General features: G+C 69.1%; 27 protein-coding genes and 1 tRNA gene. 11 read left to right on the forward strand and 17 right to left on the reverse strand.

The window, feature by feature from the left end; translation table 11 throughout:
- Positions 1 to 28: 28 nt before the first annotated feature.
- The 3 genes from dusB to AVR91_RS01275 all read right to left on the reverse strand — a co-directional run bounded on the left by dusB (position 29) and on the right by AVR91_RS01275 (position 2,031).
- A complete protein-coding gene (dusB, locus tag AVR91_RS01265) occupies positions 29 to 1,174 on the reverse strand; it encodes a tRNA dihydrouridine synthase DusB (RefSeq protein ID WP_016337992.1) in 1,146 nt (381 codons plus the stop codon).
- An 18-nt stretch (positions 1,175 to 1,192) separates the two neighbouring features.
- The gene (locus AVR91_RS01270; RefSeq protein WP_143253838.1) at positions 1,193 to 1,441 is read right to left on the reverse strand and encodes a hypothetical protein; all 249 of its coding nucleotides are present in this window, start codon (positions 1,439 to 1,441) and stop codon (positions 1,193 to 1,195) included.
- A gap of 212 nt (positions 1,442 to 1,653) precedes the next feature.
- Complete coding sequence (locus tag AVR91_RS01275) at positions 1,654 to 2,031, reverse strand: HicB family toxin-antitoxin system (RefSeq protein WP_143253839.1); 378 nt, start codon at positions 2,029 to 2,031, stop codon at positions 1,654 to 1,656.
- A gap of 362 nt (positions 2,032 to 2,393) precedes the next feature.
- Between AVR91_RS01275 and AVR91_RS01280 the strand changes: the two genes are divergently transcribed.
- Together AVR91_RS01280 and AVR91_RS01285 are read left to right on the forward strand one after the other, a co-directional pair.
- Positions 2,394 to 4,337, forward strand: a complete 1,944-nt coding sequence (locus tag AVR91_RS01280) for a DUF2339 domain-containing protein (RefSeq protein ID WP_063272608.1) — start codon at positions 2,394 to 2,396, stop codon at positions 4,335 to 4,337.
- Positions 4,338 to 4,380: 43 nt separating this feature from the next.
- On the forward strand, positions 4,381 to 4,782 hold the full coding sequence (locus AVR91_RS01285) for a TIGR03667 family PPOX class F420-dependent oxidoreductase (protein ID WP_063271760.1): 402 nt from the start codon (positions 4,381 to 4,383) through the stop codon (positions 4,780 to 4,782).
- Here the strand turns inward: AVR91_RS01285 and AVR91_RS01290 are convergent.
- The gene (locus tag AVR91_RS01290) at positions 4,779 to 5,330 is read right to left on the reverse strand and encodes a superoxide dismutase family protein (RefSeq protein WP_063271759.1); all 552 of its coding nucleotides are present in this window, start codon (positions 5,328 to 5,330) and stop codon (positions 4,779 to 4,781) included. The two genes, AVR91_RS01285 and AVR91_RS01290, sit on opposite strands and share 4 nt — an antisense overlap.
- 83 nt (positions 5,331 to 5,413) lie before the next feature.
- On the opposite strand from AVR91_RS01290, the gene AVR91_RS01295 reads away from it, so the two are divergent.
- Both AVR91_RS01295 and AVR91_RS01300 read left to right on the forward strand, forming a co-directional pair.
- Positions 5,414 to 6,376, forward strand: coding sequence for a DMT family transporter (locus AVR91_RS01295; protein WP_063271758.1), 963 nt, complete (start codon positions 5,414 to 5,416; stop codon positions 6,374 to 6,376).
- Positions 6,321 to 6,785, forward strand: coding sequence for a DUF6328 family protein (locus AVR91_RS01300; RefSeq protein ID WP_063271757.1), 465 nt, complete (start codon positions 6,321 to 6,323; stop codon positions 6,783 to 6,785). The genes AVR91_RS01295 and AVR91_RS01300 overlap by 56 nt, the downstream gene beginning before the upstream one ends.
- Here the strand turns inward: AVR91_RS01300 and AVR91_RS01305 are convergent, their stop codons facing one another.
- Complete coding sequence (locus tag AVR91_RS01305; protein ID WP_063271756.1) at positions 6,786 to 7,313, reverse strand: hypothetical protein; 528 nt, start codon at positions 7,311 to 7,313, stop codon at positions 6,786 to 6,788.
- 77 nt (positions 7,314 to 7,390) lie between these two features.
- Here AVR91_RS01305 and AVR91_RS01310 point away from each other — a divergent pair, with 77 nt between their 5' ends.
- The gene (locus AVR91_RS01310; RefSeq protein WP_063271755.1) at positions 7,391 to 9,202 is read left to right on the forward strand and encodes a LamG-like jellyroll fold domain-containing protein; all 1,812 of its coding nucleotides are present in this window, start codon (positions 7,391 to 7,393) and stop codon (positions 9,200 to 9,202) included.
- Positions 9,203 to 9,382: 180 nt separating this feature from the next.
- Positions 9,383 to 11,587, forward strand: a complete 2,205-nt coding sequence (gene helR, locus AVR91_RS01315) for an RNA polymerase recycling motor ATPase HelR (RefSeq protein ID WP_267284088.1) — start codon at positions 9,383 to 9,385, stop codon at positions 11,585 to 11,587.
- A gap of 79 nt (positions 11,588 to 11,666) precedes the next feature.
- Here helR and AVR91_RS01320 read toward each other — a convergent pair whose 3' ends face one another.
- From AVR91_RS01320 to AVR91_RS01345, 6 genes are all read right to left on the reverse strand, one after another.
- The gene (locus tag AVR91_RS01320; RefSeq protein ID WP_016337981.1) at positions 11,667 to 12,161 is read right to left on the reverse strand and encodes an Lrp/AsnC family transcriptional regulator; all 495 of its coding nucleotides are present in this window, start codon (positions 12,159 to 12,161) and stop codon (positions 11,667 to 11,669) included.
- A 168-nt stretch (positions 12,162 to 12,329) separates the two neighbouring features.
- The gene (lysA, locus tag AVR91_RS01325; protein ID WP_063271753.1) at positions 12,330 to 13,673 is read right to left on the reverse strand and encodes a diaminopimelate decarboxylase; all 1,344 of its coding nucleotides are present in this window, start codon (positions 13,671 to 13,673) and stop codon (positions 12,330 to 12,332) included.
- A 141-nt stretch (positions 13,674 to 13,814) separates the two neighbouring features.
- Positions 13,815 to 13,973 carry a DUF6307 family protein gene (locus AVR91_RS43265; protein ID WP_170064532.1) on the reverse strand — a complete coding sequence of 53 codons (159 nt, stop codon included), beginning with the start codon at positions 13,971 to 13,973 and terminating at the stop codon, positions 13,815 to 13,817.
- Positions 13,974 to 13,982: 9 nt separating this feature from the next.
- A complete protein-coding gene (locus AVR91_RS01330) occupies positions 13,983 to 14,162 on the reverse strand; it encodes an RGCVC family protein (RefSeq protein ID WP_063271752.1) in 180 nt (59 codons plus the stop codon).
- Entirely contained in the window at positions 14,159 to 15,184 is a 1,026-nt protein-coding gene (locus AVR91_RS01335; protein WP_063271751.1) for a fatty acid desaturase family protein, read from the reverse strand. Before AVR91_RS01335 ends, AVR91_RS01330 begins: the two co-directional genes overlap by 4 nt.
- A 433-nt stretch (positions 15,185 to 15,617) precedes the next feature.
- A complete protein-coding gene (locus AVR91_RS01345; RefSeq protein WP_063271749.1) occupies positions 15,618 to 16,529 on the reverse strand; it encodes a dihydrodipicolinate synthase family protein in 912 nt (303 codons plus the stop codon).
- Positions 16,530 to 16,600: 71 nt separating this feature from the next.
- Here AVR91_RS01345 and AVR91_RS01350 point away from each other — a divergent pair, with 71 nt between their 5' ends.
- Complete coding sequence (locus AVR91_RS01350) at positions 16,601 to 17,038, forward strand: hypothetical protein (RefSeq protein ID WP_063271748.1); 438 nt, start codon at positions 16,601 to 16,603, stop codon at positions 17,036 to 17,038.
- Here AVR91_RS01350 and AVR91_RS01355 read toward each other — a convergent pair.
- Positions 17,035 to 17,505 carry a heme-degrading domain-containing protein gene (locus tag AVR91_RS01355; protein WP_063271747.1) on the reverse strand — a complete coding sequence of 157 codons (471 nt, stop codon included), beginning with the start codon at positions 17,503 to 17,505 and terminating at the stop codon, positions 17,035 to 17,037. The genes AVR91_RS01350 and AVR91_RS01355 overlap by 4 nt on opposite strands.
- A 33-nt stretch (positions 17,506 to 17,538) precedes the next feature.
- Positions 17,539 to 18,768 (reverse strand): M20 metallopeptidase family protein, encoded by a 1,230-nt coding sequence (locus AVR91_RS01360; protein ID WP_063271746.1) that lies wholly within the window; start codon positions 18,766 to 18,768, stop codon positions 17,539 to 17,541.
- A 76-nt stretch (positions 18,769 to 18,844) separates the two neighbouring features.
- On the opposite strand from AVR91_RS01360, the gene AVR91_RS01365 reads away from it, so the two are divergent.
- The 3 genes from AVR91_RS01365 to AVR91_RS01375 all read left to right on the forward strand — a co-directional run bounded on the left by AVR91_RS01365 (position 18,845) and on the right by AVR91_RS01375 (position 20,095).
- Entirely contained in the window at positions 18,845 to 19,327 is a 483-nt protein-coding gene (locus AVR91_RS01365; protein WP_197684721.1) for a tRNA adenosine deaminase-associated protein, read from the forward strand.
- Positions 19,328 to 19,350: 23 nt separating this feature from the next.
- Positions 19,351 to 19,803, forward strand: coding sequence for a nucleoside deaminase (locus AVR91_RS01370; protein WP_046200068.1), 453 nt, complete (start codon positions 19,351 to 19,353; stop codon positions 19,801 to 19,803).
- An 85-nt stretch (positions 19,804 to 19,888) separates the two neighbouring features.
- Positions 19,889 to 20,095, forward strand: a complete 207-nt coding sequence (locus AVR91_RS01375; protein WP_063271745.1) for a CsbD family protein — start codon at positions 19,889 to 19,891, stop codon at positions 20,093 to 20,095.
- A gap of 47 nt (positions 20,096 to 20,142) precedes the next feature.
- Here AVR91_RS01375 and AVR91_RS01380 read toward each other — a convergent pair.
- The 4 genes from AVR91_RS01380 to AVR91_RS01395 form a co-directional block, all read right to left on the reverse strand.
- Positions 20,143 to 20,230: transfer RNA gene (locus tag AVR91_RS01380), tRNA-Ser, on the reverse strand.
- Positions 20,231 to 20,272: 42 nt separating this feature from the next.
- Positions 20,273 to 20,818 (reverse strand): DUF305 domain-containing protein, encoded by a 546-nt coding sequence (locus tag AVR91_RS01385; RefSeq protein ID WP_063271744.1) that lies wholly within the window; start codon positions 20,816 to 20,818, stop codon positions 20,273 to 20,275.
- A gap of 289 nt (positions 20,819 to 21,107) precedes the next feature.
- Entirely contained in the window at positions 21,108 to 21,290 is a 183-nt protein-coding gene (locus AVR91_RS01390) for a hypothetical protein (protein ID WP_016337972.1), read from the reverse strand.
- Positions 21,291 to 21,415: 125 nt separating this feature from the next.
- A complete protein-coding gene (locus AVR91_RS01395; protein ID WP_063271743.1) occupies positions 21,416 to 22,744 on the reverse strand; it encodes a BNR-4 repeat-containing protein in 1,329 nt (442 codons plus the stop codon).
- Between the two features lie 233 nt (positions 22,745 to 22,977).
- On the opposite strand from AVR91_RS01395, the gene AVR91_RS01400 reads away from it, so the two are divergent.
- Positions 22,978 to 25,380, forward strand: a complete 2,403-nt coding sequence (locus AVR91_RS01400; protein WP_228709100.1) for an endonuclease/exonuclease/phosphatase family protein — start codon at positions 22,978 to 22,980, stop codon at positions 25,378 to 25,380.
- Positions 25,381 to 25,474 lie beyond the last annotated feature (94 nt).

The raw sequence follows: 25,474 nt of genomic DNA on the forward strand, positions 1-25,474 counted from the left end.
CCGCCGCCCGGCGGGAGCGTTTTCCGGTTCAGCCGCCCGAGTGCATGTCCTCGGCTTCGGGGACGCAGTCGTCGTCCGGGTCGTCGAGCCAGCCGTGCGGCAGCGTGACCTTGCCCGGCGAACCCTGCCGCCCGCGCGGACCGGTGGCCGCGGTGGGGAACGGCGCGTCGTGGTCGAGCTTGGCGATCAGGTCGTCGAGCTGGTCCATGCTGGACAGCATCGCGAAGCCGCGTCGCAGCTCCGAACCGACCGGGAAACCCATGAAGTACCAAGCCATGTGCTTGCGGATGTCGCGCATGGCCTTGTCGTGGCCGTCGTGCTCGACGAGCAGTTCCGTGTGGCGGCGCAGCACCTTCGCGACCTCGCCGAGATTCGGCGGCGTCGGCTGCGGACGACCGGCGAAGGCGGCCTCCAGCTCGCCGAACAGCCACGGCCTGCCCAGGCAACCACGGCCGACGACGACACCGTCGCAACCGGTCTCGTCGACCATGCGCAGCGCGTCCTCGGCGGAGAAGATGTCGCCGTTGCCGAGCACCGGGATACTGGTGACGGCCTCCTTGAGCGCCGCGATCTTCGTCCAGTCGGCCTGGCCGGAGTAGCGCTGCGCGGCGGTGCGCGCGTGCAGGCTGACCGCCGCCGCGCCCTCGGCCTCGGCGATGCGCCCGGCGTCGAGGTAGGTCAGGTGGTCGTCGTCGATGCCCACCCGGAACTTGACCGTGAACGGCACCCCCGCCTCGGCCGCCGCCTTCGCCGACTCGCGCACGATGTCGGCGAACAGCTTGCGCTTGAACGGCAACGCCGCGCCGCCGCCCTTGCGCGTCACCTTCGCCACCGGGCAGCCGAAGTTGCTGTCGATGTGGTCGGCGAGCCCCTCGCCGGTGATGATGCGGACGGCCTCGGCCATGGTCTTCGGGTCGACCCCGTAAAGCTGCATGGACCTGGGCTTTTCGTTCTCGCCGAAGGTCATCATGTGCATGGTGCCGGGGTGGCGTTCGACCACCGCGCGGGCGGTGATCATCTCGCAGACGTAGATGCCGGCGCCGTACTCCTGGCACAGCTGCCGGAACGCGACGTTGGTGATGCCCGCCATGGGAGCGAGCACGACCGGCGGATCGACCTCGTAGGGGCCGATCTTCAGGCTGGGCTTGCTCAGGGTGGCTGTCACGTCCTCCATTGTCGCCTGTGGTGTCTGTCACTCGCAGGTGGGCCGGGCTCCGCCGCCGATTTCCTCGCCGCGCGGGGCGATCACAGTCCATTTCAGCTGCCCGTCGGGATAGGTCCCGTCGATGTAGGTCATGCGACCGGCGGTGATCACGCCCGTGTGCTTCGGGGATCTCAATTCGATCCGCAGGTTGTACATCCGGTACTTCTCGTTCTCGATGACTTCGTCTTCGTCTCTCCATACGGTCAGCTCGGGGAAGTGAAGGTTTTCGAAGCGCACAGACCGGACGCCTTCGAAGAGGAGTTCGACAGGATCGGTCTCCGGCCTGAACCCGGACCGGTGGATCAACTGTGAGTGTCCGGCGCCCGGGCCTGACGTTTGGCTCCCTGCGTGACCGTGTGGATTTTGGGACGTCAGATGTCCCAAAATCCACACAGTGCTCCGTGAGATCGTCGCCGGGCGTGAGTGGTCCGTGCGCGGTCATCGGCAGATCAGGACGACTTCGCCAACTGGCTGACTCGCTGGAAGGACATGCCGAGTACTTCACCCGCTTCGCGTTGTGAAACGCCAAGAGCAAGCAGTTCTTGAACGGCCGCACGGTGTTCCGCGGCCGCTTCGGCCTGCTTGAGCTGGGCCTCTTCGCGAAGGACCTTGGCGCGGGCTTGATGGTCCTTCACCGAACTCGGCAGGTGTACTTCGAGATGTAGGTCGTACTCGTCCTCCTTGACGCTGTCCATGATCTCGATGAGCTCGTTGGCCATCGTCACGACGTCCTTGTAGCGGAGAGCCTGGGCCGAACGGTCGATCTCGCGGACACGGATGAGCCAGAACCTGCCATCGCGAGTGACTTCGGCGTGATAGGTCTTCACCCCTTCCACCGTCCTTTCCCCAGGACGCCCTCGCATTCCTTGAAGATGTCGACGGCGAAGACCTCGCCCAGTTGGTGCGCTTGGCACCTTCACGTCCAGGATCGACGCCGCGCGTTGCCGCCTGGCAGCGACGGCGATCTTCTTGATGACCTCTCGCAAGCGTCAACTGCGGGCTGGAGATCTCCCGAGATCGGAGGAAGGAGGCCGCCTCGTTGCCGCTGCGCATCACGGCAGATCAGCGACGCCAACATCGGCAGATCCACGGAGGCAGGCAGGCCCGATCGCGATGATCTTGCAGGTCGCGACCACATCGTCATCACGATTGAGTAGTGCTACGGATCCCTCGGCGCGCGTCAGGCCGCATGCTGATCGCCATGACCACCGATGGGGATGTGCTCCTCAGGCTCGCCGGGGAGATCGACGACCTTGGGGCCCGCCTCGCGCGGGTCGGCACCGAGCTGCGGACCGTCCGGTCCGCGGCGGAGCCGAAGCACGAAGAGGCGCCTGAGCAGGCCGAAAAGCCCGCCGAGCAGCAGGAAGAGCAGCAGGCAACGGCACCGCAGGCAGAGCAGCCGCAGGCCGGGCAACCGCAGCAGCCCCAGGTGCCGCACCAGGCCCAGCCGCAGCAGCCCCAGATGCCCCAGCAGCCGTACCAGCACTACTACCCGCACCCGCACTACCAGGGCCGGCACCACCAGCAGGCCCAGTACGCACAGTGGCAGCAGTACCAACAGCAGCAGCCGCAGCAGCCCTACCGCCCGTACCAGCCCGCCCCGAAGGTGTCGCTCGCCGAGAAGCTGGGCAAGGAGGGCGCCGGCAGCAGGCTGCTGGCCTGGATCGGCGGCGCGGTCACGTTGCTCGGCATCGTGCTGTTCCTCGTGCTCGCGATCCAGCGTGGCTGGTTCGGCCCGGTGCCGCGGGTGATCGGCGGTGCCGTGCTCGGCGCGGCGCTGGTCGGGATCGGCCTCCGCCTTCACCGCACGCCGGCGGGCCGCACGGGGGCGTTCGCGCTCGCCGCGACCGGGATCGGCGCGCTGTACCTCGACGCCATCGCGGCGACGACGATGTACGAGTACCTCCCGGCTTACGCCGGTCTCGCGATCGGGCTCGTGATCGCGGTCGGCGGGTTGCTGCTGGCCGTGCGGTGGGAGTCGTCGCTGCTCGCGACGGCCGTCGTGCTCGGCTGTGTGATCTGCGCGCCGATCATCACGCAGGGGTTCACCCCGCAGCTGGTCGCGTTCCTTCTTGTCGTCCAGATCGCTTCGACGCCGGTGCAGCTGCGCCAGTCGTGGCCGTCGGTCGCGGTCGCGTCCGGGATCCCGCCGCTGCTCGCCTCGGTCTGCAGCACGGCGTTCGTCGGCTTGGGCGGCAGCACGGCCAACACCGCCGCCGCGCTGGCCGCGGGTGGCACCGCTCTCTCGCTGGCCCTGATCGTCACCCTCAAGCGGCCGGGAGACGCCGCCGGGCTCGCCCTGCTCGCCGTCGCCCCCGCCCCGTCGTTGCTCGCCGCGCTGTTCCTCCCGAAGACCCCGGCCGTGCTCGTCACCGCCTCGGTCGCGCTGGTGCTGCTCGCGGTGTGGGCGGTCGGGCAGTGGCTCGACGGCTGGACGGGTGAGCTCGCCGGAGCCGCCGGGCTCGTCGCGGCCCTGCAGACGACGATGACGCTGTTCGACGGCAGTGCCCGTTCAGGGATCCTCATCGGCGAAGCGGTCCTGCTGGCCCTGGTCGCGCTGTGGACGAAGAAGCACGTGGCGCTCTTCGGCGGCCTCGGGTTCGCCGTCATCGGCGGCATGATCGCGCTGGTCCTCGACGTCCCGCCGACGCTGTTCTTCCTGGTCCGCAACCGGCCGGACGCCGACCTCGCCGCCGCGTTCCTGGTGGCGCTGGCGATCTTGGCCGCCTCGATCACCCTTCCGTGGGTCTCGCACCGATTGGGGTTGTTCAAGGGCGCGGCGGAGAACGTGGTGCCGTGGCTCTTCGCCGGGGTCTGCGGGCTCTACGGCGCGGGCGCGATGGTGCTGGCCGGCGCGCTGCTGGTGGTTCCCGGCCGGTCGGGCTTCCTGCTCGGCCACGTGGTGATCACGGTGTCGTGGACGGTCGCCGCGCTGGTGCTGCTCATCCGTGGCATCTCGGCGGTCAACCTGCGGGTGATCGGGTTCGTGCTGGTCGGCGCGGCGGTGCTGAAACTGGTCCTGTTCGACCTCTCCGCGCTCGACGGCCTGGCCAGGGTCGCCGCCTTCCTCATCGCCGGCCTGGTGCTGCTCGGCGCGGGGACGCGGTACGCGAAACTCGTCGCGTCTCGCTGAGCGGACGCGGAAGAAAAGCCGCGGGGTCGTGGTTGGTCGGTGCATGACCTACCAACCCGATCCGCGGCTCGCCGAGCGGGCGAAGGAGAACGTCGCCTGGCTGACCACGATCAGCCCGAAGGGACGCCCTTCGCCCCGCCCGGTGTGGTTCGTGCTCGACGGTGAGGATTTCATCGTCTTCAGTCAGCCGGACACGGCGAAGACCCGCCACATCGAAGCCAACTCCGAGGTCAGCCTCCACTTCAACAGCGACGAGCACGGGGGCTCGATCCTGGTGATCGGCGGCAAGGCCGAGATCCTGCCGGACGGTCTCGCGTCGGAACAGCCGGGCTTCCTCGCCAAGTACGAGAAGCACTACCCGGCGATCGACTACGACGTCCCGAAGTTCGACCGCGAGTACAGCGTCCGGATCAGGATCCGGCCGGAACGCACCTGGGGTTTCTAGAAGCCGACCGTCACACAGGCCAGCCGGGCCCCCGCGGTCCCGGCGTGGCCCGGGTCGGTGTGCGTATGCGTTTCGTGGATCACGATCGAGTTCGCGCGCCGGTCGGTGAACGTCCAGTCCACTTTGGACACGGCGACGCCGCGGCCGGTGGCGTCGGAGGTGAGGTCGAGCCAGATCTCGTTGCGGGGGTTGGCATAGGCCGGGTCCACCGACGGCTTCACCGGGTCTTCGACGTTCTGGTAGTGCGGGCCGGCGAGATCACCGGTGGCACCGCACGGCTTCGTGTGCGCGTGGGCGCCGTATTCGCGGTTGGGCAGCAGGCCGGTCACGAGGATCGCGGTCGAGGTGCCGAAGGCCTTGGAGGTCAACCCGAAGACGTGCGCGCGGGCGCCGGGCGGCACCAGGTCGGGTTTGTAGATGGTCAGGCCGCTCTTTGCGGTGATGACATGGACCCGGGAGCCGGGGACGGCGGTGGCCGGCCCGGCGCCGGCGGTCAGGGCCAGTGCGGCCGCGGACAGGACGAGGGCGAGTGCGGGGACGGGGCGCATGCCCCTTGCCTAGTCCGCACGAATCGGACACGCCAGAGCGGTCACTCGGTCGGGCGATCATTCTCAAACTATGGGCAGGACACGTGAGTAGCAACCCTCCGGATCGCACCTGGCTGGTCGCGGTCGCCGCCGCTCTTTGGGGCACAGACGGGCTTCTGCGGCTTCCGCTGGCCGAGGCGCTCCCGGCGGCCACGGTCGTCTTCTGGGAGCACCTGCTGGTGGTGCTCGTGCTGAGCCCCTTCATCCCCGGCGCCTTCCGCGCGCTGCGCCGGACCGGCCCGCGGGAATGGCTGGCCGTGCTCGCCATCGGCGGCGGATCCTCCGCGCTCGCGACGGCGATGTTCACCGCGGCCTTCAAACTGGGCGACCCGGTGACGCCGCTGGTGCTGCAGAAGCTCCAGCCGGTGTTCGCCGTGCTGGCGGCATACTTCGTCCTCCGTGAGCGGGTCCGCCCCGGGTACGCCTTCTTCGCGATCCCGGCGTTGCTCGGCGCCTGGCTGCTGGCGTTCAAGGATCCGCTGAACATCCAGCTCGCCGCGGCGAAGGCGGCGCTGCTGGCGGTCGGCGCGGCCGCGTTGTGGGCGGCGGGCACGGTGCTCGGACGGCTGCTTTCCACCGAACTGGCGCCGAAGGAGGTCACCACGCTGCGCTTCACCGTCGGGCTCCCGGTCGCGGCGGGCATCGTGGCGTACCAGGGCGGCGAGTTCGCGGTCGGCTGGGACAACGCGCTCGGGCTCGGCCTGCTCGCCCTGGTCCCCGGCCTGCTGGCGCTGAGCCTGTACTACCTGGGCCTGCGGTCGACGCCCGCCGCGAGGGCGACGCTGGCCGAGCTCGCGTTCCCCGTCACCGCGGCCGTGATCGGCGTATTGTGCTTGAACGCCGAATTGTCGGGTACTCAGTGGCTGGGCCTCGCCGTCGTGGTCGTGTCAGTGACGTCGCTCGGCTGGCACGAAAAGGTCAGGCGTCAACCGATGGTCTTGGAGCCGCCGCATGGTCGAGCACACCGGCGAGACGAAGAACGAGCGCCTGACCCGCAACGTCAGTGAGCTCCTGCAGGAGCTGCGGGTCGCGCAGGCCGGTGTCCAGATCCTCTTCGGTTTCCTGCTCACGGTGGTGTTCACCGACGAGTTCCACAACGCGAGCGGGTTCGAGAAGTCCGTTCACCTGACGGCCGTCCTGCTCACGGTCTGCTCGACCGTGTTGCTGACGGCGCCGGCCGCCTGGCACCGGCTGCTGTTCCGCACGGGGAACCGTGAGCGGATCCTCACCGTCGGCAATCGTTCGGTCCTGGTCGGCCTCGGCTGCCTGGCGGCCGCCATCACCACGACCGTCGCGCTCATCGCCAAGGTCGTCTACGGCCCGATCGCGATGACGATCCTCGGCGTGGTGTCGGCGGTGCTGTTCGTCGTCATGTGGTTCGTCGTGCCGAAGAAGATCGACCGCAACGGCGACTGATCACCGCCCGGTGCGCACCGGGGTGCTTTCGGGCAGGCCGAACGCGGCGGCCGAAACGCTCCGAGGGTCGTCCGGGCTCGCGCCGCCCAAGACCCGGCGGGCGCCGACCCAGGAGAACATCTCCTTGACCGAATGTGAGTAGCCGGCGCCGTCCTCCGCGAACTTCCGGTCGAGCACGCGGAACCCGCCGGGAACGCGTTCGACGCGGTACACCATCGGCTGGCGGCGGAATCCGCCGAGCGTCACGAGCCCGTCGCCGTCCTTGGTCACCTCGTCGCAGCTCGCGACCAGGCCGATCTTGACCTGTTCGCGCTCCGGCCGGGTCTCGATCACCTTCTGCGTGCACACCCAGCGGCTTCCCGCCGCACCGGAACCGGCGAGCGCGCGCAGATGCTCGTCGATCGGCGGCAGCGCCTCGCGGGCGACGGCGTCGTCCACCGTCGGCATCTCGTCCACGATCCACCAGCCTGCCGCGGCCACCACCACACCGACCCCGGCGAGCACGGGCCAGCGTTTGACGTTCCCCATGGGACGAAGCTACCGAGCGGGGCAAGTGTTCACCCGCGGTTCGGGACGCGTTGCCTCCGCGACCGTAGGTTGCGGCCGTGAACGACTCATCCAGACGGACCTTCCTGCGCGGCGCGGGCCTGCTCGGCGCCGGTGCGGCGGTCTCCGCGTTACCCACGCTCGGCGCCCCGGCCGCTTCGGCGGCCTTCGGGCGTGGCCCCGACACCGAAGACGGCCGCTTCAGCCTCGCGGTCCTGCCCGACACGCAGTACCTCTTCGACGCCGACCGCGGCGACCCCGCGCCGTTGGACGCGACGCTGCGGTACGTCACCGGCGGCGACGAGAACATCGTCTTCCTGGCGCATCTCGGCGATCTCACCGAGAACGGGCAGCCGGGCGAGTTCGACCAGATCAGCCGGTCTTTCCAGCACCTGGACCGACGCCGGTTCCCGTACAGCACGCTGGCGGGCAACCACGACATCAAGTCCTCGACCGACGACCAGCGCGGCCGCACGCCGTACCTCGACGCCTTCGGGCCGCAGCGGCAGCGCGGTTCGCGGACCTTCCGCGGCGCGAGCCCGGACGGCTACAACAGCCACCACGCCTTCCGTGCGGGCGGACGTGAGTGGCTGCTGCTCGCGCTCGACTGGCGGCCGTCGGCGGGCGGGCTGGAGTGGGCGCGGTCGGTGCTGGCGCGGAATCCGCGGCTTCCGGCCATCCTGACCATCCATGAATTGGTATGGGCCGACGAGGCCGGGCAGGCGCAGTTCTCGGAGTTCGGGCAGAAGGTGTGGGACGAACTGGTCGACGGCAACGACCAGATCTTCCTGACGCTCAACGGGCACTACTGGCCGCCCGGACGCATGGTGAAGCAGAACAAGGCGGGCCACGACGTCCATCTGCACATCACGAACTACCAGGACCGCTACTACGGCGGCAGCGCGATGATCCGGCTCTACCGGTTCGACCTCGCGCGCAACGTGATCGACGTCCGCACGGTCTCGCCGTGGCTCGCGGACCAGGCGCCGCGGCTGAACGAACTGCAGCGGCAGGAGATCGAACGCACCGGCCCGGCGGACTACTTCAGCCTGGAGATCGACTTCGAAGCGAGGTTCGCGGGGTTCGCGCCGGTCCCGGTGCCGCCCGCGCGGCCCGCCGAACGCCAGCTGATCCGCGGGACCGTGGCGTACTGGCGATTCGAGGGCCGTGACGGGGCGCCCGTGGACGGTGTCCGTGACCTTTCGGGCCGGGGCAACGACCTGGTCCGGGTGACCCTGCCGGGTAGCGCGCCCGAGGCGTTGCGGTTCTCCGGCGAGTTCTCCCCGCGTCAGCCGTCGAGGTCGAGCCTCCGGTTCGACGGCGGCAAGAAACCGGCTCGCGGCGGGTACCTGCGCACGGCGGACTCGGCGCCGATGAACGCGGAGACGTTCGCCCGCGGCTACACCGTCGAGGCGTTCGTGAAACTGCCCGAGGATTTCAAGGACGGCAAGCATTCCTGGGCCGCGATCTTCGGCAGGCAGGGCTCGGGCGGCAAGGCGGGCAAGACCGGCGACGATCCCGGCGAGCCGTCGGCCACACTGTCCCTTTCGGACGGTGCCGCGTTCCAGTGGGCGGTGTTCCCGGTGAACCAGAACGGGATCTCCACCTGCTGGGGGCACGAACTGGCGTTGCGGGAATGGATCCACGTCGCGGCCGTCAACGACGGCAGGCGGACGACGCTCTACGTCGACGGCTGCCCGGTGCTGCGGAACCCGAAGACGACGGCGGCGGGGATCGCGAACCCCGGCGGCTCGTGGCTGATCGGCGCCTACGCCTATGACTCGATCGTCGAGCAGGCGTTCCACGGCTGGCTCGGCGACGTCCGCGTGGTGGGCAGGGCGCTGGACCCCCGCGAGTTCATGCTCGGCTGAGTTTCGCGCGGATCGTGCGCGGTAATGGTGGACGACCGTCCCCATTATCGCGCACGATCGTTTCCGGGGGAATGCGGGGGGCCTCTTGACAAGCGGGGGACAATAAAAAATCGGCGTCCGAATCAGATTCACTGATCAGTACGCCGAATGTGTTGTCAGTCTAACCGCTGTGAGGGGAACTTGTCAAATCAGGGGTACGACGAGGAATTGCGATCCGAGCGGCGTTACGTGGCGTCGCTCTACGGGCGGCTGGACACCGAACGCGTGCGCGTGAGCGAGGCGTATGCCGGTGCGCTGCGCGGAGAAGGCTTCGCGCTGTCCGACCGCGAGGTGTCCGTCGGTGCGAAGGCGCGCGAGATGGCCAGGCTGAAGATCGCCGACGAGGGCCTTTGTTTCGGTCGTTTGGACGCCCTTTCGGGAGAACGTTCGTACGTCGGCCGGATCGGTCTTTTCGACGAAGAGAACGACTACGAACCCTTGGTGCTGGATTGGCGTGCGCCGGCGTCGCGCGCGTTTTACTGCGCCACCGGCGCGTCACCCGAAGGAATGGCGAGGCGCCGTCAATTCCGCACCCTCGGGCGTGAGGTCCTCGACTTCACCGACGAGGTCTTCGGCCGTCCGGAAGCGGAGGGGGAACGGGGCGATGTCGCGCTCCTGGCCGCGGTCAACGCGCCGCGCGGCGAGGGGATGCGGGACATCGTCGCGACGATCCAGGCCGAGCAGGACGAGATCATCCGGCTCGACCACTCGGGTGTCGTGGTGGTGGAGGGCGGCCCCGGCACCGGGAAGACGGCGGTGGCATTGCATCGCGTGGCGTATCTGCTGTACACGAAACGGGAACGCATGGAGCGCCGCGGCGTGCTCGTGGTCGGGCCCAGCAGTGGCTTCCTCGACCACATCGGCCGGGTCCTGCCGTCGCTCGGCGAGACCAGCGCCGTCTTCGCGACGCCTGGCGACCTCGTCGCCGGTCTGCGCACCGAACGGGAGGATCCGCCGCCGGTCCAGCGGATCAAGGGTTCGCTGGCGATCCTGGACGTGCTCGCGGCGGCCGTGGCGGACCGGCAGGAACTGCCCGCCGAACCGGAGCCGATCGAGCTCGACGACGTCACCGTGCCGTTGGACGCCGGGCTCGCGGCCGCCGCGCGCGAGGTGGCCAGGGAAAGCGGCCTGCTGCACAACGAGGCCAAGGCGGTCTTCGAACGCACGATGATCGCCGCGCTCGCCGTCCGCGCGGTCGACCGGATCGGCGCGGGCTGGCTGCCGGCGGACGATCGGCACACCCGTCCGGAGATGCTCGAGAACGCCCGTCGTGACCTGGAGGCCAGCGAGGACCTCGGCGCGGTGCTCGATCGGCTCTGGCCGTCGCTGACGCCGCAGCGGCTGCTGGCCGACCTGTACGCCTCGCCGGAGCGGTTGCGGGCGGCCGGGGCCGATCCGGCGCTGTTCCGTGAGGACGCGGACGCGTGGACGGTGTCCGACGTGCCGTTGCTGGACGAAGCCGTCGAACTGCTCGGCCGTGACCGCACCGCCGAGCGCCGGGCGGAGGAACGGCGGCGGCTGGCGCGCAAGGAATACGCGGAGCGGGTGCTGGAAATCGTCGAGGTCGAGGACGACCACGACGACTACGAGTTCGCGCTGCGGCCGACGGACGTGCTGATGGCGGAGGAACTGGCGGACCGGTTCGCCGAACGCGACGAGCGGGATCTCGCGGAACGCGCCGCCGCCGACCGGGAATGGACCTATGGGCACGTGGTCGTCGACGAGGCACAGGAACTGTCCGAAATGGACTGGCGGGTGCTGATGCGGCGCTGTCCCAGCCGGTCGTTCACCGTCGTCGGGGATCTCGCGCAGCGCCGGTCGCCGTCCGGCGCTCGATCGTGGGACGAGATGCTCTCGAGGTACGTCGCCGATCGGTGGGTGTACCGGAAACTGACCGTCAACTACCGGACGCCGTCGGAGATCATGGCGGTGGCGGCGTCATTGCTGGCGAGTTTCGCGCCGGACGTCGTTCCGCCGGAATCGGTGCGTTCGTGCGGGGTTCGGCCGTGGGCGCGTCGACTGTCCGAAGTGGACATCGAGGACGCCGTCGCCGGGTTCGTCCGCGAAGAGGCGGGGCGAGAGGGGACGTCGGTCGTCATCGGGCCGCCGGGAGTGCCCGGCGCGATCGCGCCGTCCGCGGCCAAGGGGCTGGAGTACGACGCCGTCCTGGTGGTCGAGCCGGCGCGGATCCTCGCCGAAGGCCCGAACGGTGAGGCGGAACTGTACGTCGCGCTGACGCGGGCGACGCAGCGGCTCGGGGTCCTGTACAGCGGGGTGCTGCCGAAAGTCCTCCGCGGTCTTGATTCCGGGCGGCGGACTCCCGACGCTTACCTGCACTGCGTCTGACCCTCCCGCGAGTGCCATGAACGGGCCGTTCCTTGCAAATTTCGCAAGGAACGGTCCGTTCATTGCGCGGGACGTGCTGTCATCGGGTCAGGTTGCCCCAGGCATATGTCTGCTTTGCGAGCTTCAGGTAGACCAAGGTCTCCGTGCTGACGACACCCGGGATGGGCCGGATGTCGTCGTTCAACACACTCAAGAGGTGTTCGTCGTCCCGGCAGGCGACCTCGGCGAGCAGGTCGTAGCCTCCCGCGGTCAGCACGACGTAGTGGATGTCCGGCATTCCGGAGAGCTGGTCGGAGACCGCCCGCGGATCGCCTTGCACCTTGATCCCGACCATCGCCTGACGGCCGAGCCCGACGTTCGCCGGATCCGTGACCGCGACGATCTGCATCGTCTCGTCCCGCAGCAGCCGCTGGACGCGCTGCCGCACGGCGCCCTCCGACAGCCCGACGGCCTTGGCCAGTGCCGTGAACGAGGCCCGCCCGTCGACTTGCAGTAGAGCGATCAGGGTGCGATCGGTATTGTCCAAACCTCTAGGTGTGCGCTGCTCCATCTGCGCGCGTGGTTCGTCACCCATGCCGTCCCTCCCTTTGTTTCGGCATGCGATTCTTGTCGCGCAGCGTATCGATAAGTGTCCAGAATGCTACCGCCGTTAAGTTGTTTGTCGTGATTCTCTTTCTCGGCGCCTTCGCGCGAAGGATTCTGTCGTTCGATAGGGCGAGTGCCGAGGTTTTCGGATGACGCGTCAGCCGAGGTCGCGTTTCAGCAGGTCTTCCTCGGTTTCGCGGCGGACGAGCAGTGTCGCGGTGCCGCGGGAGACGCCGACCACCGGCGGCCTGCCGACGAGGTTGTAATTCGACGCGAGCGAGTGGTGGTATGCCCCGGTGCACGGGACGGCGAGCAGGTCGCCGGGGTGGACGTCGTCGGGGAGCGAGAGCCCGTCGGCGAGGACGTCGCCCGATTCGCAGTGCCGCCCGACCACCGTCATCGGACGGCGGGCGGTGCGGCTGCGCCTGCCGATCAGCCGCGCGGTGTACGCCGCCCCGTAGAGCGCGGGCCGCGCGTTGTCGCTCATCCCGCCGTCGACGGCGACGAAAGTGCGCGAGCCGCGTTTCACCGCGCAGACCCGGTACACGGTGATCCCCGCCGGGCCGACGATCGCGCGGCCCGGTTCGATCGTCAGTTTCGGCAGGGGGAAGCCGTGCGAGGTGCATTCGTAAGCGAGCGCGACGCGCAGACGGCGTACATAACCGTCGATGTCGAAACCCGTGTCGCCGGGCAGATAGCGCACGGCGTGGCCGCCACCGAGATCCAGTTCCCGCAGGGTGAGGCCGTGGCTCTCACGGAGTGCGACGAGCACCCCGATCATCCTGCGGGCGGCCAGTTCGTAGAAGTCGATCCGCGACACCTGCGAACCGATGTGGCAGTGCAGCCCGGCCAGCCGGAGGCCGGGCTGCGCGAGCACGGCCGACACGGCGCGCCCGAGGTTGTCGCGGACCTCCTCGCGCAGCGAGAAGCCGAACTTCTGTCCTTCGGTGCCGGTGGTGATCGCCGCGTGCGTGCCGGCCGCGACGTCGGGGGTCACGCGGATCAGCACCTGCTGCGGGCCGGTGGCCAGCGCGCCGAGCTGTTCGATCTCGTCGAGCGAGTCCACCACGATCCGGCGGACGCCGTAGGACAGCGCGGCCTTGAGGTCTTCGGGTGTCTTCGCGTTGCCGTGCAACAGGATCCGCTCGGCGGGGAAGCCGATCGACCGCGCCACCGCGATCTCGCCCGCCGAGCAGGTGTCGAGGGAAAGGCCCTCCTCGGCGACCCAGCGCAGGACCGCGCGGGTGCACAGGGCCTTGCTCGCGTACGCCACCTCGGCGTCGGGCAGCGCCTTCCGGTACGCGCGGGCGTTCTGCCGGACCTCGTCCTCGTCGAGCAGGTACGCCGGTGTCCCGAACCTCGCGGCGAGGTGGGACACCGGCGCGCCCGCGAACAGCAGTTCCCCGCCCGGCCCGAGCCGGGTGCTCCGTGGCCAGACCCCGGGTTCGAGGTGGTCGGCGGCCTCGCAGCCGAGGCTGGGCAGGAGCTCGCTGAGCGTCACGGTTACCTCCGCGTCGATCGGTCAGTGCCTCCTCAGCACAACTCCGATCGGCCCGGCCCGGCCGTCGCGGCAACGTCTCCCTGACGCTTCGCGAGGCCTCGCTGACGCCTTGTTAACGCGCGAGTAACCCCGGTCACGCCGCTAGCGGACCGGCTCCGGGACGGTGTCGAGCGCCCGCACCATGTGCACGGCCAGCGCGAACGCCGCCTCGTTGCCGAGGTCGGTGTGTTCGTTGACGATCTTCTTCACGGTGTCGACCCGGATCTCGTAGCGGGAGACGGGGACGGTGTCGGCGTTCATGGTGATCCTCTATTCGGTTGTTTCGGGATTCGTGGCGCAGGTGCAGCCGCGGCTGAACCCGCCTGCCGCGGTCGCGGTGCAGAAGCGGCGGGCGATCGTGTCGTGCGTGGACAGCGGATGCGGGCAGACCGGGCAGCGGTCGTCGGCGGCAGGCTCGGCGACGTCGCCGAGGGAGCGGGCGGAGGTCACCGCACGCCTGCCGGTTGAGCGCGTAAAGGCGCCCCGACCTCGTGCAGATGCCGGAGGACGTACCCATAGGACGCCGCCCAGCCGCACTGCGCGTACTCGATGCCGTGCTTCGCGCAGAACTCGCGCACGATCACCTGCGCGTGCTTGAGGTTCGGCCGTGCCATGCTCGGGAACAGGTGGTGCTCGATCTGGTAGTTGAGCCCGCCGAGCGCGAAGTCCACGACCCGCCCGCCGCGCACGTTACGCGAGGTGAGGACCTGCTTGCGCAGGAAGTCGAGCTTGTGCCCGGACGACAGGGTCGGCATGCCCTTGTGGTTCGGGGCGAACGAGCAGCCCATGTACACGCCCCAGAGGCACTGGTGCACGGCGATGAAGACGAAGCCGACACCGGGTGAGAGGACCACGAACACCGCGGTCAGGTACGCGGCGATGTGGGCGAGCATCAGCGCCGATTCGAGCTTCCGCCGTTTGAAGCCACGCTGGAAGATCGCCGTCACGCTCGACACGTGCAGGTTCAGGCCTTCCAGCAACAGCAGCGGGAAGAACAGGAACGCCTGGTACTTCGCCATCCAGCGGAGGAAACCGCGCCGCTCGGCGCCCTGCGCCTTGGTGAAGATGAGCGCGGCGAGGTTGACGTCCGGATCTTCGTCTTCGTGGTTGGGGTTGGCGTGATGGCGGGTGTGGGTCCCGATCCACCAGCCGTAGCTGAGCCCGGTCAGTCCACCGTGGACGAAGCCGGTGACGTCGTTCGCCTTGCGGCCGCGGAAGATCTGCTTGTGTCCCGCGTCGTGGCCGATGAAGGACAGCTGCGTGAACATCATCGCGAAGAAGGCGGCGAGGAACAGCTGCCACCAGGAGTCGCCGAGGTGTGCGAACGCGACCCAGCCTCCCGCGAAGGCGAGCAGATTCAAGGAGATCTTCACCGCGTAGTACTTGCGCCGCCGTTCGAGGAGGTCGGCGTCTTTGACCAATTTGGACAGTTCAGCGAAATCGCTGCCCTGCCTCGTCTGGGTGGAGGTCATGGGGAGATCACACCGTTCTGGTTCGTGAAAGTGGACAATCCAGCAACGGGTTCACAACACCGAAGGGAGCTGGTGCGGCCGAGAAGAGGCACTGGTACCACAACACGCCACGGACGCTCCGTGGCCTGCCTTCAGTGTTCCACGACGGCGGAGCGGAAGCAATTCACCAAAGCCGCACGATCTGGCGTACAGTCGAAGACATCGAGGGAAATTTCCCCCGGTTCCGTCCGGTCGCGAGAATCGATCGGAGACAGGAGCACCGGCCAGACATCGTTCTTCGCGCTCATGGTCCCACCGGCCTCGCCGGTGAGCAGCCGCCCGCCGCGCAACAGCGCGCCCCGAGGCGCCCATCCGGGCCACGCCGCGATCGTCGATGGCCACGACCTCTGACCTGTCACCGTGTCCGCACCCGCCCCAGTGGGTGCGGACACGGTCAGAAAAACGTCAGCGCCGCGCGGACCTGTTCTCGTTCCGCGCCGGTCAGGGCGCGGCTCGGCGGCCGGACGTCGGCGCGGCACAAACCCAGCTGTGCCAACGCTTCCTTCACCACGCTCACGTTGTTGGCGTTGCCGTCCGCGGCCCGTAGCTCCTCGAAGGGCCGGATCCGCTCCCAGATGGTCATCGCCCCGGCGAAATCGCCGTCCCGCAGCGCGCGGAACATCTCCAGCGAGAGCGACGGCGCGACGTTCACCAAACCCGACGTGAACCCGGTCGCGCCGACGGCGAAGTAGCCAGGCGCCGACAGCTCCGCGAGCCCGGCGATCCACGCGAAGCGATCGATCCCCGCGTCACGCGCCACCGAGGCGAAGCGCACCGGATCCGGCACCGCGTACTTCACGCCGATGACGTTCTCCGCGACGTCGGCGAGCCTGGCCAGCTGCTCACCCTCGATGCGCGCGTCGCGCACGTACAGCACCACACCCAGCTCCGGGACCGCCGCCGCGATGGCGCGGTGGTACTCGACCCAGCCCTCCGCGGAGACGTACGGATGCACCGGCTGATGGATCATGACCAGATCGGCGCCCGCGTCCCGGGCGTGCCGGGCCGAGCCGATCGCCGTCCGGACGTCGTGCCCGACCCCGGCGACCACACTCGCCCGTCCCGTCGTGGCCTTGACCGTCACCTCGAGGCAGTGCCGCGTCTCGGCCCCGTCCAGCGCGTAGAACTCGCCGGTGTTCCCGTTCGGCGTCACGACGTCGATGCCGGCGCTGATCACCCGATCGACCAGGCGCCCGTAGGTCTCGGAATCCACCGCGCCGTCGGCGTCGAACGGGGTCACCGGGATGGCCACGACCCCGGACAGCCGCCGTTTCCGCTCGTCGAACCGGGGAGAGGTCACTGGCATGTCCGATCTGATATATGATGTGACAGGGTCAGGCTAGCATGGCGGGACGACTGTCCCGAATATCAGGACGAATGGTCCGATGCAACCGGGGCGGCCGGTTCGCGCGTCTCTCCGGTATGCGAAGACGGCGGCTCTGGGGGACCCCGGCGAAACTGGTGCTGTTCGGTCTCGTGCTCGTGTTCCTGAACGCCTCGTGCGGCCCGCCGGCGGTGGGCGACGCGTTCACGTTCCGCCTCGGCGGCTGGACGGTGCTCCCGGACGAAGACCTGCGCGTCGCCTATCTGGCGGTGCTGGACGAGCGGTGCCCGCACGGGGAGATATGCGCTTCGGCGGGACGCGCGATCGTGACGATGTCCTACGCCCGGCCGTCGGCGGGCCCGGCGGTGTCGTTCACGCTGGACGCGGTCAAGGCCGAGGGGGCCACTTTCGGCGGCTACCGGGTCGACTACGCGGATCTCTCGCCCGGTGCGGACTTTCTCACCTTGCGCCTCGGTCGGCAGTCCACTTAGGACAAAGCGGCGAGGAAGATCTCCAGCTGCTCGACGACGAAGGCGTGATCATCGGCCTGGGGCAGTCCCGAGACGCCGACGGTGCCGACCGGACCGACTCCCTCGACGATCACCGGGAACACGCCGCCGTGCGCGGCGTAGAGATCCGGGTCGAGGCGGGAGCCGGCCTCGAACGTGGTGCCCTTCGCGCGGAACTGTTCGCCGACGAAGTACGAGCTGTGCCCGTATCGGTCGACGACGCGGCTCTTGCGGTCGATCCACGCGTCGTTGTCGGCGGAGGTGCCCGGCAACGCCGCGTGGAACAGCCGCTGTCCGCCGCGGCGCACGGAGACCGTCACCGGGAGGGCGCGGTCCCGTGCCGCCGCGAGCAGCTGGGCGCCCAGCTCCAGCGCGGTCTCGTTGTCGAACCGGCGGAAGACCAGGCGCTCCTCCTGCGCGGCCAGGACGGCCAGGGTGTCATCGCTCATGCCACCCATTAAATCAACGCTGTTGTGTAATCGCTAGCGAAGGGCGTCCAGGGCGAAGGCGGCGTACATCGCCACGCCGTTGGCCATCGCGTCCTCGTCGAAGACCACCCGGTTCGAGTGGTTCGCCTCCACCGTGGCCAGGTCGGCGCCGGGCGGGCAGGCCCCCAGGAACGCGAACGCGCCCGGAACCCGCTGCAGGACGTACGAGAAGTCCTCCGCGCCCATCACCGGGTTCTCCATGACCTCGGAGTTGCGGGCGCCGAGCACCTCGCCCGCCAGCTCCAGCACCCTCGCCGCGACCTGGGGATCGTTCACCGTGACGGGGTAGCCGGGGAGGACCTCGGCGCTCACTTTGACGCCGTGCGCCGCGCCGACCGCCTCGCACACCCTCGGCAGTTCCTCGCGCACGAACGCCTGCGTCCGCTCGGACAGCGTGCGGATCGTGCCCTCCAGGAACGCCGTCTCCGGGATGATGTTCGTCGTCGTCCCCGTCTCGATGCGGGTCACCGACACCACCGCGGGCTCGAACACGCTGACCTTGCGGGTCACCATCGTCTGCAGCGCGCCCACCATCGCGGCCGCCGCCGGCACCGGGTCGATCGCCTGGTGCGGCGCGGAGCCGTGCCCGCCCCGGCCGGTGACGGTCACGTGGAAGCTGTTCGCCGACGCCATGATCGGGCCCGGTCGCGTCTGCACGACGCCGGACGCGGCCGAGGTGAAGATGTGCAGGCCGAACGCCTTCTCGACGCGCTCACCAGCGGCGTCGAGCACGCCCTCGTGGATCATGTGGCGCGCGCCGTGCTCGCCTTCCTCACCGGGCTGGAACATGAACACCACCGACCCGGCCAGCTCGTCGACGTGCTCGCAGAGCAGCCGGGCGGCCGACGCCAGCATCGCGACGTGGGTGTCGTGCCCGCAGGCGTGCATCGCGCCGTCGTCTTCGGAGGCGAAGTCGAGCCCGGTGTCCTCGTGCAGCGGCAGCGCGTCCATGTCGCCGCGGAGCAGGATCGCCGGGCCCGGCTTCCCGCCGCGGAGGACGGCGGTCAGCGAGGTGGTCGATTTGCCCTCGGTGATCTCCAGCGGCAGGCCCTCGAGGGCGGCTTTGATCGAGGCCTGGGTCTTCGGCAGGTCGAGGCCGATCTCCGGATTCCGGTGGATCTCCCGGCGGAGCTCTACGGTTTTCGTCTGGAGAGCGCGGGCTTCGTCCAGCAAACCGGCGAAGCGCGCGTCGGGGAGGGTGGGCAGGTCGGTGGGTCCGGTCATGTCTCGATAGTGGCGCATGCGGCGCTTCGGGCGCACCGTGCGTGCGTTCCGAATGCGGGCGGAATACGGTGTGCGCATGGCGGTGCAAGAGCCGATCACGGGGTTCGCGGTGGCCGTGGTGCGGGAGGACGGTCGATGGCGGTGCAGTTCCCTTGATCCGGGGGCGCTCGGCGAGCTCGACGCTGCGATCACCGAGCTCGGCAAACTGCGTTCGACAGGGGCCGCGTTCGGGCTGCTGGCGGTCGACGACGAGTTCTTCGTGATCGTCCGGCCGAGCCCGAGAGGCCCGTCGCTGCTGTTGTCCGACGCCGCCGCGGCGCTCGACTACGACATCGCCGCCGACGTCCTCGACGTGCTGAGAGTCGACCCGCCGGACGAGGACGACGACGCGGTCTGGCCGGAAGGCGACCTGGAGATCCTGTCCGACCTCGGACTGCCGGGGGCCGAGCTGCAGGTGATCGTCGGCGAGGTCGACCTCTATCCGGACGAACAACTCCAGATGGTCGCGCAGCGGTGCGGCTTCGCCGCCGAGTTCACGAAGATCCTGGACGAGATCTGAGCCCCACAGCCTCCGCCGCCGACATCGCCGCCGTCCGCGCGGCGATCGTCGCGGCGCGAGGTGCGGGCGAAGACGTGCCGATCGGTGCCGTCGTCCTGTCCCCGGACGGGACCCCGCTCGCTTCCGCGCGCAACGCCCGCGAAGAACTCGGCGACCCGACGGCGCACGCGGAGATCCTCGCGCTGCGGGCCGCGTCGAAGATCTACGGTGACGGCTGGCGGCTCGAAGGCTGCACGCTCGCGGTGACGCTGGAGCCGTGCACGATGTGCGCCGGCGCCCTCGTGATGGCCAGGGTCGCGAAGGTCGTCTTCGGCGCCTGGGAGCCCAAGACCGGGGCCGTGGGATCGCTGTGGGACGTCGTCCGCGACCGGCGGCTCAGCCACCGCGCGGAAGTCGTCGGCGGGGTCCTGGAGGCCGAATGCGCGGCCCTGCTCGAAGACTTCTTCCACGGGCAACGGGGTAACCGCACCGGGTGAAGGATGTGTCGGACCCCGGGACACGGGTAACCCTCCGGACAGGCGGCCGCAGACGGTGGCCGCAGTCGAAGGAGGAACATCCGCCATGAGCGTTTTCGACAAGGCGAAGGACAAGGCCGAGCAGGCCATCGGCGCCGCCAAGGAGAAGCTCGGCGAGAAGACCGACAACCAGGACCTCGCGAACTCCGGCCGGGCCGACCAGACCGAGGGCGAGGTCAAGGAGGCCGGACACGACCTTCGCGACCGCGCGGAAGGCGGCGTGCAGGACCTCAAGGACAAGTTCAACAAGTAACCGCGAACGCAGAAGAGCCGGTCTCCGTGGAGACCGGCTCTTCGCCGCGGTGGCGGTGGGATTTGAACCCACGGACGGGTATTAACCGTCACACGATTTCGAGTCGTGCTCCTTCGGCCGCTCGGACACGCCACCGCCGAGAACAATACCGGAGGGTCTTCCGGGGTCTTCAGGGGGTCAAGGAAGCTGCGCGGTGATCTCGCCGATCGCCGCCGTCTGGTTCTCGACGATCTCCTGTGCCAGCGCTTTCGTCTCGGCGTGCTCGCCGGAGGAGAGCACCGTCTTGGCCATCGCGACGCCGTTGCGCAGATGCTCGGCCATCAGCGGGAGCCACATCTTGTCGAATTCGGCGCCGGTCAGGTTCTGCAGGGACGCGACCTGCCCTTCGGTGATCATCCCCGGCATCGCGTGCCCGGCGTGACCCGCCGCGGGGAGCACGGCCGCGTTCCACGACTGGAGCCACGCGGTCATCGTCTGGACTTCGGCCGACTCCGCCTTGACGATCTTGGCCGCGGTGGCCTTCACGTACTCGGACGCCGACCGCTCCGACGCCAGGTTCGCGACCTGGATCGACTGCTGGTGGTGCGGCACCATCTGCTGGGAGAACGTGATGTCGGCCTGGTTGGCGCCCGGTGTCGCCGGTGCCGCGCCCGTGGCCGTCGAGCAGCCCGCGAGCACCCAGGCGACCAGCGCGAACAGGGCCATCGGCAGTCGCCGTCGCATCGATACCTCCGTTGTCGGGAAAACCGGCCCCTCTCCGTCTTGTGATACGGCCGTGACCTTCCGGCGGTTCAAAACCGGATCAGCCTTCGGCGCGAAACTCGTGAGTGTCTGGGCGGACGATGCTCGGTAGGGCTCGGCTAGCCGCCGCGGTGGCTTTCGCAACGTCGGCTGCGGCTGGAACCGTGCTTGAAAAGACTCACGAGGCGGAAATGACGCACCGCCGGTGTACGGGCTCCGTCCTCCCCCGACGGGTCCCGTGCACCGGCGGTGCGCCCCCAGTTCCCCCTGCTCACCCTCCCCGGTGAGCGTCCAGAAGTCGTTCGCCCGGATCGGCCTCGCGCAGAACGGCGTCGAGCCGTGCCCCGCCGAACGGGGCCACCGGGCGTCCGCCGCGTTTCCGGTCGCGCAGGTCGACGGCCAAGGCGGTGGTCAGCAGCAGAACCAGTGCCGTACCGACGATGAGCCAGTTCATCGGACACCTCCTCCGGCGACGTGAGGGAGGATTTGTGTCCTCGCTCACGTCGCCAAAGGTAGCTCCGGAAATGCCGGGTTGTACCCGGACTTGAGGTTCATTTAAGGCAGCGGAACACCAATGGGCTATTTCCGCGGGGTTCCCGCGACATAAATGTCACCGTCGGCCACGGAGACGTCACGGGCACTGGACGCGCCGGTCGCCAGAATGCGGGCGGGGTCCCGGAAACCGGTGATCATTTCGACGCGCTGGACCGGTTTCGGCGTGGTGATCAAGGTTTCCGGCGTCCAGACGCGGCCGTTCCCGAGCAAGAACGTTTCGATGCCCGGCTGTCCGTCGCGCGTTCCATAAACGCGCCAAGTGCCGCCATTGAGCTGTTCGATCTCGCGCAATCGGAGTCCCTTGGCGACTTCGCGCACTTCCCAGTTCCGGCCGTTCCACGCGCCCGCGAAATCGCGCGGCGAGCCCGCGGCGTCGAACTGGAACCAGGTGACGAACGGCTTGCCGTCGCGCTGGATGCCGACCTGCAGGATGTAGTCCGGCGACTTGAGCCCGCCGGGGAGTTCGAGCGGGGTGTCGACGACCTTGAGGTACCGCTCCTGCTCGGCGTCGTCGACCTGTGTGCCGAGATCGCGGCCCGACGCGGAGAAGAAGTGCAGGGTCCGGACGTCGAACGACAGGTGGTAGACGTTCCGGTGGTAGACGTCGTGCTTGTGCTGTGACGGCCCGCCGCCCGCGAGTGTGTAGGCGAAGTGGATCCGCCCGGACGACGGCACGTACCGCAGCTGCCCGACGTAGATCTCGTCCATGTGGTCCGCCCGACCCAGCGAACCGAACGCCCACCGCTTCCCGGTCAGCTGCACGGAGTTCCTCCACGTCTTCCCATGATCGCGGGAGACGAGGTACTTCATCGGGCGGAAGTCGGAGTTCGCCGCCGGATCCAGTTCCTTCGTGGTCTCCCGGTAGAACAGGAAAAGCGTGCCGTCGACGGTCTTCACCGGCATCGGGTAGCTCGCCGCGGCGCCTTCGGGGACCTCGATGTCGGTCCAGGTGCCGTCGAGGGAATGCGCGAGCGGCGCGCGGCTGAGCACGGTCCGCTTGTTGTGCATGCCGCGGAAGATCAGCAGATGCCCGTCGCCCGCCGGCAGCATCGTCGGGTAGTTGTGCGGATCGGACTCGCCGTCGGCGATCTTCTTCGGCGCCGTCCAGACATCGGTCCGGTGGTCGTACGCCTGGACGTAGGTGTCCGCGGCCTTGCCGGACCACGAGATGAAGGTCTTGCGCGCGACCGGGTCGAAGATCCCGCCCGCGTTCGGCCGCCGGTCGGTGCGTGACGCGACCGTGCTCGCCGGGGTCATCACGTCGAACACGGCTTTCCCCGGTGGTTCGGCGGCCGCCGCGGGAACCGGCATCACGAGACCGGCCGCGACGAGCACGCAAAGCAGTCCGCGCATGAAAAACGCCTCCTGGTTGGTAGCAGGCGGCGGAGTCCGATCTTCTCACGCGAGGATCCGGACGGGCTAGTGGTGACGAATCGTTGTCTCACCGTCTTCCTCATTTCACTTGTTCGGGGGAGTATGCCTCGACCGATCTTGCGAAAAGGGGACTCAGCGTGACCACATCCCGACGTGCTGCCCGGAGACGGGCCCTGACCGTGGCCGTCGCCTCGGGCCTGGTCGTGAGCGGCATGACCGCTCCGGCCGCGCTCGCCGCGCCCAGCGCCGACGCCGTGATCGCCGAGGTCTACGGCGGTGGTGGCAACTCGGGTGCCACGCTGACCAACGACTTCGTCGAACTCGCGAACCGCGGCGCGGCCGCCGTGAGCCTCGACGGCTTCAGCGTCCAGTACGCGCCCGCGTCGGGGAACAGCTGGCAGGTCACGCCGCTGACCGGCACCGTCGCGCCGGGCGCTCGGTATCTCATCGCGCAGGCGAAGGGCTCGGGCGGCACGGTCGCGCTGCCGACGCCGGACGCCACCGGCTCGCTGGCCCTGTCCGCGACCGCCGGCACCATCGCGCTCGTCCAGGGCGCCACGGCGCTGACCTGCAAGACCGCCGCCGACTGCGCGGCCGACAGCCGGATCAAGGATCTGGTGGGCTTCGGTTCCACCGCCGTCATCCGCGAGGGGGCCGCGGCGCCCGCGCCGTCCAACACCGCGTCCGTCGCCAGGGGCACGACGCTCGCGGACACCGACGACAACGCGGCCGACTTCACCTCCGGCGCGCCGACGCCGACCAACGGCAAGGGTGAGACGCCGGGCGAGACCGGCCCGCCGCCGGTCGACGCCAAGATCCACGACATCCAGGGCACCACGCGGATCTCGCCGCTCAAGGACCGGAAGGTCGCCGGGGTCACCGGCGTCGTCACCGCGATCCGGGGCTTCGGTTCGGCGCGCGGGTTCTGGATCACCGACACCGCACCGGACGCCGACCCGCGCACCAGCGAGGGCCTGTTCGTCTTCACCGGCTCGACCACGCCGGCCGTGGCCGTCGGCGACGCGGTGACCGCCACCGGCACCGTCCGCGAGTTCTACCCGGACGCTCCGGCGACCTCCCCGTACCAGTCGCTCACCGAGCTGACGAGTGCACAGTGGACGGTCCAGTCGAGCGGAAACGCCCTTCCCGCCCCGACCGTCGTCACGCCGGACACGGTCCCGGACACCGTCGCCCCCGCGCCGGGTGGCAGCATCGAACCGCTGCCGCTGGAGCCCGCGAAATACTCGCTCGACTTTTGGGAGACCCACGAGAGCGAGATCGTCAGCGTCTCCGACGCGCGCGTCGTCGGCCCGACGTCGCGGTTCAACGAGCTTTACGTGACCACCAAGCCGAAGCAGAACCCGAGCGTCCGCGGCGGCGCGGTGTACCTGGACTACGACAGGCTCAACACCGGCGTGCTCAAGGTCGCGTCGCTGATCCCGTTCGCCCAGCAGCCGTTCCCGAAGGTCAACACCGGCGACGTGCTCACCGGCGAGACCTCCGGCCCGGTCGAGTACAGCAACTTCGGCGGCTACACGCTGTTCGCGACGAAGCTCGGCGCAGCCAAGGACAACGGGTTGCAGCGTGAAAGCACCCGCCCGCAGCGCGGCGGTGAACTTTCCGTGGCGACCTACAACGTCGAAAATCTGTCCGCTTTGGACAGTGACGAGAAGTTCGGCGAGCTGGCCAAGGCCGTCGCCACCAACCTGGCGAAGCCGGACATCCTGAACCTGGAAGAGATCCAGGACAACAACGGGCCGACGAACGACGGCACCGTCGCCGCCGATCAGACGTTGCGGAAGTTCGCCGACGCGATCGTCGCCGCCGGTGGCCCGCGTTACGAGTGGCGTCAGATCGACCCGGAGAACGGCAAGGACGGCGGTCAGCCCGGCGGCAACATCCGCGTCGGCTTCCTGTTCAACCCGGCTCGGGTGTCCTTTGTGGACCGCAAGGGCGGCGATGCGACCACGCCGGTCGGTGTGGTCAAGGAGCGCGGCGAGACCCACTTGACCGTCTCGCCCGGCCGCGTCGAGCCCGGGAACGAGGCGTGGGAGGACAGCCGCAAACCGCTGGTCGGCGAGTTCGTCTTCCAAGGCCGCACCGTGTTCGTCATCGCGAACCACTTCAACTCCAAGGGCGGCGACCAGCCGACGCACGGTCGCAACCAGCCGCCGGTCCGGAGCTCCGAGGTGCAGCGGGCCAAGCAGGCGACCCTGCTCCGCGGCTTCGTCGACAAGCTGCTCGCTTCGGACAAGAACGCGAACATCGTCGTGGCCGGCGACCTGAACGACTACCCGTTCTCGCCCGCCGTGCAGACGCTGACCGCCGGTGGCGTGCTGAAGGACCTCATCGCGTCGCTACCCGAAAACGAGCGGTACAGCTACGTTTTCGAGGGTCAGTCGCAGGTGCTGGACCACATCCTGGCGTCGAGGGCTCCGCGCGGGCTCGACTACGACGTCGTGCACCTGAACGCCGAGTTCGCGACGCAGGCCAGCGACCACGACCCGCAGGTGCTGCGGTTCCGGCCGAGTGCCGGCAACCCGGTCCAGGACGCGTTCTGGGACCTGGCGGACCACCTGGAGAAGATCTTCGGCCCTTACCTGCCGAAGCCGTAACTCTCCCGCGTGAAGGCCCCCTTCCATCGGCTCAGCCGAGGGAAGGGGGCCTTCACGCGAGTTACGTCCTCGATCACGCGAGTTCGCCTTCCAA

Source organism: Amycolatopsis keratiniphila subsp. keratiniphila (assembly GCF_001620365.2).
Taxonomy (GTDB): Bacteria; Actinomycetota; Actinomycetes; order Mycobacteriales; family Pseudonocardiaceae; genus Amycolatopsis; species Amycolatopsis keratiniphila.